This is a genomic window from Streptomyces lonarensis (assembly GCF_012033735.1).
GTDB classification, from domain to species: domain Bacteria; phylum Actinomycetota; class Actinomycetes; order Streptomycetales; family Streptomycetaceae; genus Streptomyces; species Streptomyces lonarensis.
This window is the reverse complement of record NZ_JAAVJD010000202.1, coordinates 1-9,721: the sequence shown is the minus strand read 5'-3', so window position 1 is coordinate 9,721 and position 9,721 is coordinate 1. Positions and strand designations below refer to the sequence as shown.

Genomic DNA, 9,721 nt, shown 5'->3' with positions numbered 1-9,721 from the left:
CGACCGCCCCGGGCCGCCCCGGGCGCCCGTTCGAGGGCGGCGCGGGGCGGTCGGCGGCGTGCCCGGTACCGGCGGCCGTGCGGGGCCGGCCCGCGGTCAGAGCACCTTGGAGAGGAACGCCTGGGTGCGCTCGTGGCGCGGGTTGGTCAGCACCTCGCGCGGGTGCCCGGACTCCACGACGACGCCGCCGTCCATGAAGACCAGCGAGTCGCCGACCTCCCGGGCGAACCCCATCTCGTGGGTGACGACGATCATCGTCATGCCCTCCTCGGCGAGGCCGCGCATGACGTCGAGCACCTCGCCGACCAGCTCGGGGTCGAGCGCCGAGGTGGGCTCGTCGAAGAGCATCAGCTTGGGCTCCATCGCCAGTGCGCGGGCGATGGCGACGCGCTGCTGCTGGCCGCCGGAGAGCTGCGCCGGGTAGTTCTTCATCCGGTCGGCGAGGCCGACCCGGGTGAGCATCTCCTCGGCGCGGGCCCGCGCGTCCGCCTTCCGCTCCCCCTTGACCTGGATCGGCGCCTCCATGACGTTCTCCAGCGCCGTCATGTGCGGGAAGAGGTTGAAGCGCTGGAAGACCATGCCGATGTCCCGGCGCTGGAACGCAACCTCGCGCTCCTTCATCTCGTACAGCTTGTCGCCCTTCTGGCGGTAGCCGACGAGCTGGCCGTCGACGTACAGCCGGCCGGCGTTGATCTTCTCCAGGTGGTTGATGCACCGCAGGAAGGTGGACTTGCCCGATCCGGACGGTCCCACCAGGCAGAAGACCTCACCGTGGCGGACCGTGAGGTCGATGCCGTTGAGGACGGGCACCAGCCCGAAGGACTTGTGGACCTGCTCGGACCTGACCATGACGTCGCCGCCGGTGGCGCCGCTGCTCGGCTGACCCATCGCGTTCACCCCTTCCCGCCGTCGCGGCGCGCGGTCGCGTCGCCGCCCTCGTTGCCGCCGCCGTCACCGCCGGTGCCGCCGCCCGCCGGGGAGGGCAGGTTCGGCTTGACCCGGAAGGACGTCAGTTGGCGCCGCACCCGTTGCAGCGGGGTCGGCGGCGGGTTGTGGTCGCTGCCGCGGGCGAAGTGCCGCTCCAGGTAGTACTGCCCGATCGAGAAGATCGTGGTGAGCAGCAGGTACCAGACCGAGACGACGACCAGCATCTCCATGACCGCCAGGGTCCGCGAGGAGATGGTGCGTCCGGCGAGGAACAGCTCGTTGTACTGGATGGCGTACGCCAGCGACGAGGTCTTCAGCATGTTGATGAACTCGTTACCGGTGGGCGGGATGATCACACGCATCGCCTGCGGCAGCACGATGCGGCGCATGGTGCGGTTGCCCGACATGCCCAGCGCCTGCGCGGCCTCCGTCTGGCCGCGGTCCACCGACTGGATACCGGCCCGGCTGATCTCGGCCATGTAGGCGGCCTCGTTGAGCCCCAGCCCGAGCAGGGCGGCCATGAACGGCGTCATCACCTTGTTCATGTCCTCGGACCAGAAGCCGAGGTCGAGCACGGGGAAGATGAGCGCCAGGTTGAACCACAGGAAGAGCTGGACGAGGACCGGGGTGCCGCGGAAGAACCAGATGTACCCGTAGGCGACGGTCGAGAGCACCGGGTTGCCCGACAGGCGCATGATGGCCAGCACCGTGCCGAGGCCCACGCCGAGCAGCATCGCCAGCAGGGTGATCCAGAGCGTGTTGAGCGCGCCCATGATGATCGTCTCGTGGTCGAGGTAGGTACCGACCACGGACCACTCGATGTCGGCGCCCGCGAAGGCGAGCACCAGCAGGGCCAGCAGGCCCAGGACGACCGCGGCACCGGCCCAGCGGCCGTAGTGCCGCACGGGGACGGCGCGGATCGCCTCGGGCGGGGGCGACCCCGGGGCCGCGGTGGTGTGCGGGGCGGAGCCCGGGTCGCGGCCCTTGTCGTCAGGGCCCGGCACCTCGTCCCTGTTCTCATCTGACACGGTTCACTGCCTTAGCTGCCTGGGGGATGCGGAAAGGGGCGCGGCCCCGGGCGATGCCCGGGGCCCGCGGAACGACGGTGGTGCGCTCACTCGCCCGCGTTGACGGTGGCCTCTTCGACGGCACCGGTCTGGGCGTCCCACTCCTCCAGGACCTCGGCGTAGTCGCCGTTGTCGATGATCGCCTGCACCGCGGCCTGGAGGGCGTCACGCAGCTCGGGGTTGTCCTTGGGGACGGCGATGCCGTAGGGCGCGGCGTCGATCTGCTCGCCGACGACCTCGAACAGCTCGCCGCCGCGCGCCTCCAGCGCGTTGTAGAGGGCGACGGGGAAGTCGGTGACGACCACGGCGGCGCGACCGCTCTGCAGCTGGGTGACGGACTCGTCGTCGTTGTCGTTGACGAGCACCTCGATCGGGGTGTCGCACTCCTCCTGCTGCCGCTCCACCAGCGCCTCGTTGGCGGTGCCGCGCTGCGCGGCGACGGTGAGGCCGCAGAGGTCGGCCAGTCCGGTGACGTTCTCCGGGTTGTCCTTGGCGACCAGGATCGCGGAGCCGGCGCGGAAGTAGTTGACGAAGTCGGCGCCGCCCTCGGCGTCCTCGCTCACCCCGTCCTGACGCTCCTTGGTGTCGGTCATGGCGGACATGATGACGTCGTAGCGTCCGGAGTTCATGCCGAGCACGAGGCCGTCGAAGGTGCCGTTCTCGAAGCGCAGCTCCACGCCGAGCTGCTCGCCGAGGGCCTCGGCGATGGCGGGGTCGATGCCGGTGACCTCGCCGCTCTCGTCGTAGTACTCGATGGGCGCGTAGGCGATGTCGGAGCCCACGCTGATGACACCGGCCTCCTGGATGTCCTCGGGCAGCTGGTCCCACAGCGGCGCGTCGGAGCCGGCCGCCTCGCCCGAGCCCCCGTCCCCGGAGTCGTCGGAACCGCAGGCACCGAGCACCAGGGCGCCGGCGAGAGCCAGGGCGGTGGCGCCGGCCAGGCGGGAGTGTCGGGACAGGGAACGGGCAGACATGGGGGCCTCCTGGGCGAGGGCGGGATCGCCGCCGTCGAGCACGCGATCGAGCCGGGCAGATGTGTTCCAGTGGGGCATCCTCCCATCCGGACCGGCGGCGTTCGGTTACCGTTGACGTCAAGATCGGATAACGGACATGTGGCGCGCCGCAACCGGTGCGCCGGACGGGGGACATGACCCGGGAGAGTGGCGCGGGGCGCAATGAGACCCCGCTCACGCCCCGGCGCGCGCCGCCCGGCGGTGGGTTCTCCACCGGCCGCGCAGCCCCCGACCCGAACGCCGCCCCGAAGGCCGCCGTGGCCGTGACCGGCCGCCGGGGTCCGCGGGGGTCGCGTGTCGCGCGCTTCACGCCCCCGCCCCCTCGTCGGCAGTGGTGAAGATCCTGTAGAACGGACGGTCAACACCCCGCACTCCCGGGGAGCCCGGACGTGTGTGCGGCACGTCCGGCGTCCGAATGCCCCCGCGACGGCCGATCGACCGCCGCTCGGGTGCCGGACGTGGTGTCCGCCCGGCCTCCGACCGGAGGCCGGCAACCGAGAGACGCGCCCGGATCAGACAAAGGGGTCAACCCACGTGGCATCGGAGATCATCAACCCTCGGCAGGAAGCACTGGCGGCCGACGGACCCGACCCGGCCTTCGCCCTGCACCGCGGCGGCAAGATGGCCGTCGCCGCCACCGTGCCGCTGCGCGACACGGCGGACCTCTCCCTGGCCTACACGCCCGGCGTCGCCAAGGTGTGCAGCGCCATCGCGGAGCAGCCGGAGCTGGTGCACGACTACACCTGGAAGTCGCAGACGGTCGCCGTCGTCACCGACGGCAGCGCCGTCCTCGGACTCGGCGACATCGGCCCGGAGGCGTCGCTGCCCGTCATGGAGGGCAAGGCGATCCTCTTCAAGCAGTTCGGCGGCGTGGACGCCGTGCCGATCGCGCTCGACGCCCGCGACCCCGACGACATCGTCGAGACGGTCGTGCGGCTGGCGCCGTCCTTCGGCGGCATCAACCTGGAGGACATCGCGGCGCCGCGCTGCTTCGAGATCGAGCGGCGGCTCCAGGAGCGGCTCGACATTCCGGTCTTCCACGACGACCAGCACGGCACCGCCGTCGTCACCCTCGCCGCGCTGCGCAACGCCGCACGGCTGACCGGGCGCGACCTGGCAGAGCTCCGCGCGGTGATCTCCGGCGCCGGCGCGGCGGGCATGGCCATCGCGAAGATCCTGCGGGGCGCCGGGGTGGGCGAGGTGACCGTCTGCGACCGCGGCGGCGTGCTCTCCCGGAAGCGGACCGACCTTAACGCCGCCAAGCGGGAGCTGGCCGAGCTGACCGACACCACCGGCCGCTCGGGCACGCTGGCGGACGCCATGGCGGGCGCGGACGTCTTCATCGGCGTCAGCGGGGGCACCGTTCCGGAGGAGACCGTGGCGCGGATGGCCCCCGGGGCGTTCGTCTTCGCGATGGCCAACCCGGACCCGGAGGTCCACCCGGAGGTCGCCGCCCGTCACGCCGCCGTGGTGGCGACCGGACGCAGCGACTTCCCGAACCAGATCAACAACGTGCTGGCGTTCCCCGGCATCTTCGCCGGGGCGCTGCAGGTCCGGGCGCCCCGCATCAGTGAGGGGATGAAACTGGCAGCGGCCGAGGCCCTGGCGGGCGTGGTGGCGGACGAGCTCTCGCCGTCGCTGGTGATCCCCTCGCCGTTCGACGCCCGGGTCGCCCCGGCGGTCTCCGCCGCGGTGGCACGGGCCGCCCGGGCGGAGGGCATCGCCCGGCGCTGACACCGCGGCGCCCGCCGCCCGCTCACGCGGTCGGCGGGCGCCGGTGCGCCGGCGGCCCGGCGCGGCGATGCGGCGGCGCGGCGGACCCGGGACTCAGCGCAGGCCGAGCACCATGCCGTCGGTGGGCGAGGCCCAGATGGCGCGGGCCTCGGAGAACCCGGCGTCGCGGAGGGCGAGCGCGTGCCACTCCGCGGACTGCGCCTCCCCGTCGGAGTGGTCGCCGTCGATCGGGTTGCCGATGGTCTCGAACCGCTCGGCGACCGCGTCGGCCAGCTCGGGGGCCTCGGCCGCCCGCTGCCACCAGCCGATCCAGTCCTCGCTGCCGCCGGCCGCGGCCTTCTCGCGGCGCTCGCGGTCGAAGGCGTCGACCGCCTCGTTGATGGCGGGCGTGGTGTCGTCGGGCATGTGGTCGGCGTTGATCAGGATGCCGCCGGGGCGGACCACCTCCGCCAGCGTCCGGTACAGGTCGCGCAGCGGCCCGGCCTGCAGCCAGTGCAGCGCGGTGGAGGTGAGGACGGCGTCGTACGTCGCGTGCGGGAGCAGGGCCGGCCAGTCGGCCGTGCGCAGGTCGCCGTGGACCCAGTCGGCGCGGGTCTCCCCCTGGTGGCTGCCGCGGGCGATGGTGAGCAGCGCGGGGTCCATGTCGATCCCGGTGGTCCGGGCGTCGGGGAAGCGGGCGAGGACGCGGGAGGTGATGGTGCCGGTGCCGCAGGCGAGGTCCAGGACCCGCGGTGCCTCACCGGTCAGGGCCGCCACGCTGTCGAGCATGACCCGTAGACGCTCCTCGCGGTCCGGCAGGTACCACTCCTGCTGCCGGTCCCAGGTGTTCTGCCATGCCGTCCAGTCCGCCACTTCGGCTCCTTCCGTTCGCCCCTACTCGTGCCACCGTACGACACCGGCCCCGCCGCGTACGGTAATAGTCAGATATCTGATCGATCCTTACTAGTACAGTGCGGGGTCCGAAGCGCTGCGGTGAGGACACAGGTGGAACTGATCTCTTACTCCTCGTTCGCCGTCCGGCTGGTGAACAGTGAGGAGCCCGAGCGGGGTGCCGACTCGCTGACCTCGGTCGAAGCGGTGCGCGAGCTGTTCGGCGAGAGCGCCAAGGCGGCCCGGCGGGCCACCGAGGCGGACATCGCGCGGCTGCGCGGTGTCCGCGCGCGGCTGCGCGCCGTCTTCACCGCGGCGGGCGAGGGCGACGAGCGCCGGGCGGTGGACCTGCTCAACGCCCTGCTGCTGGAGTACCCGGCGAGCCCGCAGATCTCCGGCCACGACTTCCTCGACGACGAGGGCCGCCCCCGGTGGCACCTGCACCTGGCGGAGCACTCCACCAACGCCGCGGCCGCCTACGCCGCGATCGCCTGCATGGGCCTGGCGGTCCGGCTCACCGACGGCGGCGTCGACCGGCTCGGCGTCTGCTCGGCGGCGCCGTGCCGCAACGCGTTCGTCGACACCTCCACCAACACCTCGCGCCGCTACTGCTCGGAACGGTGCGCGACCCGGGCCAACGTCGCCGCCTACCGGGCCCGCAAGCGCCGGGAGCGGGCCGGGGCAGAGCCCCGACCGGCCCCGTGAGGCGCGGCGCCGCCCGGACCGGGACGCCGCTCCGGTCTGCTGCCGCGAGCGGCGGTACGGCATGATGGGCGCGGCCCCCAGTCGCCCACCCGGAAGGCCCGCCCCGTGTTCTCCTCCCGCCACTCCCTGGTGACCGCCGCGGTCGCCGTCCCCCTCTGCTTCGGCCTGCTGACCGCATGCGGCTCCTCGGACGAGGACTCCTCCGACGACGCCGGCTCCAGCACGGAGGAGAGCACCGGCACCGGCGACGCCGACGACACCGAGACGCCCCAGGAGACCGAGGACGAGCCGATCGACGCCGCCGACCTCGCCACCGAGGCCGTCATCAACACCAGCGAGGGCTCCGTCACCGTGGAGCTCTTCCCCGAGGAGGCGCCGCGCACGGTGCACAACTTCCTCGGCCTCGCCGACGGCTCGAAGGCCTGGGACGGCCAGGAGGGCGACACCCCGCTCTACGAGGACGTCATCTTCCACCGCGTGATCGACGGCTTCATGATCCAGGGCGGCGACCCGGAGGGCACCGGCATGGGCGGCCCCGGCTACCAGTTCGAGGACGAGTTCTCCGACGACCTGGCGTTCGACCGCCCCTACCTGCTGGCCATGGCCAACTCGGGGCCGAACACCAACGGCTCGCAGTTCTTCATCACCGTGGAGCCCACCCCGCACCTCACCGGCATGCACACCATCTTCGGCGAGGTCACGGACGCCGACAGCCAGGCCGTGGTGGACGCCATCGCCGGCACGGAGACCGAGCCGGGCGACAAGCCGGTCGAGGACATCGTCATCGAGAGCATCGACATCAACTGACCCCGGTGCGGCCCGCACGCCGCTCCCCCGCAGCCCCGGCGCAGCAGCGCCGGGGCTGTGCGCGTTCCGAGGCCGGGCGGGGTGGACGCGATCCCGCCGGAGCCGTAAGCTACGAATCGTAAGTTACCAATCGTAGCCAACCGGGGAGGCGGGATGACCGACCCCACCGCTGCACCGCCCCGTCGCCGACTGACGAAGCGGCAGCGCCGGGCGCAGCTGCTCGACGCGGCCCGCGAGCTGATCCGGGACGCGGGGACCGACGAGTTCACCCTCGCCCGCCTCGCCGAACGGGCCGGGGTGACCAAGCCCCTGGTCTACGACCACTTCGGCGACCGGTCCGGCGTCCTCGCGGAGCTGTACCGCGCGTTCGAGGAGCGGCGGCGCGAGACGCTCTCCCGCGTCCTGGACGACACACCGCCCCGGCTCGACGCGGTGGCGGAGGTCGTCGCCGCGGCCTACATCGACTGCTGCCTGGCCGAGGGGCGGGAGCTCGCGGACGTCGTCGCCGCACTCGCGGGCTCCCCCGCCCTCAGCGCGGTCCGCCAGGAGGCCGAGGACGCCTACCTGCAGATGTGCCGCGAGGCGCTGGAACCGCTCGCCGGGCCGATCGACACCGCCGGCCTGTTCGCGGTCATCGGCGCCGGCGACGCGCTGGCCCGGGGCGCCCTGGCGGGCGACATCACGGCCGAGCGCGCCGCGGCGGCACTCGCATGCGTCGTGACCGCCGTCGCGACCGGGCCCCGACCCGCCTGACCCGCAGACGCCCCGCAGACGGACCGACCGGAAGGCCCCACAGTGATCACCCACCCGACGACCCCCGACACCGCCCTGTGGGTGCACGCGCACCCGCGCCCGGGCTCCTTCAACGACCTGCTGTTCCGCGAGGGCACCCGCGCGCTCGCCCCGCGCTGGACGGTCACCACCTCCGACCTCTACGGCCAGGGGTTCGACCCCGTCAGCCGCGCCAGTGACCTCGGCGACCTGGCGGATACGCCCGGCAACTTCGCCGAGCAGGCCGGCACGGCGTACGAGCGGGGCCAGCTGCCCGCCGAGGTGCAGGCGGAGCAGGCCAAACTCGCCGCCGCCGAGTTGCTGGTGCTGCAGTTCCCGCTGTGGTGGTACGGGCCGCCCGCCATCCTCAAGGGCTGGTTCGACCGCGTGCTCACCGCCGGATTCGCCTTCGGCGAGATGGACCCCGACCTGGGCGTGCCGCGCCGCTACGGCGACGGCCCACTGGCGGGACGCCGGGCCCTCGTGGTGGTCACCGCCGGGGAGGACGCCCGGTCCATCGGCCCGCGCGGCATCAGCGGCGACCTGGAGTCCCTGCTGTTCCCCCTCACCCACGGCGTGCTCTGGTACGTCGGCATCGACACCCTCGACCTGCACGTGGTGCACGACGCCGACGCCCTGAAGGCCGACGACGTCGAGCGGGAGGTCGCGCGACTGCGGTCCCGCCTGGCCGGCGTCGGGACCGAGGAGCCCCGGCGGTACCGCCGCCTGCGCGACGGCGACTACCAGGGCACGCGGGCCCTCCACGCCGACCTGCTGCCGGACCGTACCGACCTCGGCATCCACCTGGCGGCCGACCGCTGACGGCGGGCCGCGCAGGGGCCGGTCACTGCCCGGGAGGCTCCTCCATCACCGGCCGCACCTCCACCGGGTCGCCGCCCGGCGCGCCGCCGGGGCCCGGGCAGACCGAGGCCAGCGCGGCGATCTCCAACGCGCGGTCCTCCGAGGCGCAATCCACGATCCAGTAGCCGGCGAGCGCCTCCCGGCTGCCGTTCTCCGGTCCGTCGGTCACCTCACGGCGTCCGTCGCGGACCCGGACGGTGCGGGTGGCCGACGGGCCCTCCAGCCCCTGGCCCTCGACCAGTTCGCCGCGGCTGCGCAGTTCGGCGTCGATGCCGTCCATGTGGTCCACCATCGCGCGCATGTCCCCCTGGGACCAGGAACGGCCCCGGTCGTCCCGGCCGCCGCGCATCGCGTCCCAGTCCCCCTGGGTGCCCATCAGGGCGATCATGTACTTCATGGTTCGCTCCCAGCTTCTCCGGCGCCCGGCCGGGCGCCTCGGCGACCCCTCTCTGCCAACGTAGTCGCCCCCGCGTGGCGCCGCAGTCCGAGCGCTTCGGCGCCGCGGGCGGCCGTGGCACACCTCCCGGGTGAGCGGGTTGCGCCGTTGGACCCAACGGCGGCGGCCGCCGGTTGCCGGACCCCCGGGCGCGCGGTCCGCTGGGGGCATCCGCCCGGAGGGAGCAGTCGATGGGACAGCACGCGGCGCCGCGGCGCCCGGTGGTGGGCACGCGGACGGGCGCGGTACTGCTGGGCGCCCTCTACGGCCTGGCCTGCGGGCTGCTCGACCACGGCGCCGGGGCCGCCGCGGGCCGCGCGGTCACCCTCGGGGTGGTGGCGGGTCTCGTCGTCGCGGTGGTGGCACTGGCGGTGGGCCGGCGGCTGCCGGTGCTGCCGCGGGCGCCCCGTGCCGTGGTCGCCGCGGCGTGCGCGGGGGCGGGCGCCGCCGGTCAGACGCTCGTCACCCTCTCGTTCCGCAACGGCTTCTCCACCGGGTGGTCGATCGGCGGCAAGCCCGGCAGCAGCCGG

General features: G+C 73.6%; 10 protein-coding genes and 1 pseudogene. 6 read left to right on the top strand and 5 right to left on the bottom strand.

The genetic code is table 11. From position 1 onward, the window contains the following. Positions 1-96: 96 nt before the first annotated feature. From HCN56_RS20080 to HCN56_RS20070, 3 genes are all read right to left on the bottom strand, one after another. Complete coding sequence (locus HCN56_RS20080; protein ID WP_167973144.1) at positions 97-849, bottom strand: amino acid ABC transporter ATP-binding protein; 753 nt, start codon at positions 847-849, stop codon at positions 97-99. A gap of 44 nt (positions 850-893) precedes the next feature. Further along, entirely contained in the window at positions 894-1,955 is a 1,062-nt protein-coding gene (locus HCN56_RS20075; RefSeq protein ID WP_376770900.1) for an amino acid ABC transporter permease, read from the bottom strand. Between the two features lie 86 nt (positions 1,956-2,041). Beyond that, on the bottom strand, positions 2,042-2,968 hold the full coding sequence (locus HCN56_RS20070; RefSeq protein ID WP_167973134.1) for an ABC transporter substrate-binding protein: 927 nt from the start codon (positions 2,966-2,968) through the stop codon (positions 2,042-2,044). Between the two features lie 573 nt (positions 2,969-3,541). Here HCN56_RS20070 and HCN56_RS20065 point away from each other — a divergent pair. Next, positions 3,542-4,741, top strand: coding sequence for an NAD(P)-dependent malic enzyme (locus HCN56_RS20065; RefSeq protein WP_167973133.1), 1,200 nt, complete (start codon positions 3,542-3,544; stop codon positions 4,739-4,741). Between the two features lie 93 nt (positions 4,742-4,834). On the opposite strand, the gene HCN56_RS20060 is transcribed toward HCN56_RS20065, so the two are convergent. Further along, positions 4,835-5,593, bottom strand: a complete 759-nt coding sequence (locus HCN56_RS20060; RefSeq protein ID WP_312871310.1) for a class I SAM-dependent methyltransferase — start codon at positions 5,591-5,593, stop codon at positions 4,835-4,837. Positions 5,594-5,725: 132 nt separating this feature from the next. On the opposite strand from HCN56_RS20060, the gene HCN56_RS20055 reads away from it, so the two are divergent. The 4 genes from HCN56_RS20055 (at position 5,726) to HCN56_RS20040 (ending at position 8,716) form a co-directional block, all read left to right on the top strand. Then, on the top strand, positions 5,726-6,316 hold the full coding sequence (locus HCN56_RS20055) for a CGNR zinc finger domain-containing protein (protein ID WP_167973132.1): 591 nt from the start codon (positions 5,726-5,728) through the stop codon (positions 6,314-6,316). Positions 6,317-6,607: 291 nt separating this feature from the next. Then, a complete protein-coding gene (locus HCN56_RS20050; protein WP_312871311.1) occupies positions 6,608-7,123 on the top strand; it encodes a peptidylprolyl isomerase in 516 nt (171 codons plus the stop codon). A gap of 153 nt (positions 7,124-7,276) precedes the next feature. Next, positions 7,277-7,876 carry a TetR/AcrR family transcriptional regulator gene (locus tag HCN56_RS20045; protein ID WP_209312970.1) on the top strand — a complete coding sequence of 200 codons (600 nt, stop codon included), beginning with the start codon at positions 7,277-7,279 and terminating at the stop codon, positions 7,874-7,876. Between the two features lie 42 nt (positions 7,877-7,918). Further along, positions 7,919-8,716 (top strand): NAD(P)H-dependent oxidoreductase, encoded by a 798-nt coding sequence (locus tag HCN56_RS20040; RefSeq protein WP_167973131.1) that lies wholly within the window; start codon positions 7,919-7,921, stop codon positions 8,714-8,716. Between the two features lie 22 nt (positions 8,717-8,738). Here HCN56_RS20040 and HCN56_RS20035 read toward each other — a convergent pair whose 3' ends face one another. Further along, entirely contained in the window at positions 8,739-9,152 is a 414-nt protein-coding gene (locus tag HCN56_RS20035) for a YciI family protein (protein ID WP_245246779.1), read from the bottom strand. 230 nt (positions 9,153-9,382) lie between these two features. On the opposite strand from HCN56_RS20035, the pseudogene HCN56_RS20030 reads away from it, so the two are divergent. Beyond that, positions 9,383-9,721: pseudogene (locus HCN56_RS20030) on the top strand (hypothetical protein); the annotation flags it as partial.

Bases quoted from the DNA above. Each gene is read 5' to 3' on its own strand.
- HCN56_RS20080 (WP_167973144.1), bottom strand. From the start codon at position 849: ATGGTCAGGTCCGAGCAGGTCCACAAGTCCTTCGGGCTGGTGCCCGTC.
- HCN56_RS20070 (WP_167973134.1), bottom strand. From the start codon at position 2,968: ATGTCTGCCCGTTCCCTGTCCCGACACTCCCGCCTGGCCGGCGCCACC.
- HCN56_RS20045 (WP_209312970.1), top strand. From the start codon at position 7,277: ATGACCGACCCCACCGCTGCACCGCCCCGTCGCCGACTGACGAAGCGG.
- HCN56_RS20035 (WP_245246779.1), bottom strand. From the start codon at position 9,152: ATGAAGTACATGATCGCCCTGATGGGCACCCAGGGGGACTGGGACGCG.